This is a genomic window from Enterococcus sp. C76, assembly GCF_040886985.1.
GTDB lineage: Bacteria > Bacillota > Bacilli > Lactobacillales > Enterococcaceae > Enterococcus_B > Enterococcus_B lactis.
Genome location: NZ_JBFOEY010000077.1, coordinates 1 through 282 on the forward strand (window position 1 = coordinate 1; position 282 = coordinate 282).

The window sequence follows — 282 nt, forward strand, 5'->3', positions numbered from 1 at the left end:
AAAATCCGTCACTTGACTCGTATCCCAATTGGAGACATCCACAGATTGAAGGTTGGTACACCCATAAAATATGCCATTTATATTTCGTGCTTGACTCATGTTCCAATGACCCACATCTAACGTTTGAAGTTGGTAACAATTTTGAAACATCCCATCAAAATTTCGTACTTGATCCGTTTGCCAGCTACTCATATCTAACGCTTGCACGTTGTTACATTCATAAAACACACCATCAAAACTTCGTACTTGACTGGTGTCCCAGCCACTGACATTCAAGGTGGT

At 40.4% G+C, this 282-nt stretch carries 1 protein-coding gene; it reads right to left on the reverse strand.

All coding sequences use genetic code 11. From position 1 onward, the window contains the following. Positions 1–282: BspA family leucine-rich repeat surface protein (locus tag AB3I00_RS14825; protein ID WP_368025646.1), on the reverse strand; the 282-nt coding region annotated here is incomplete at both ends.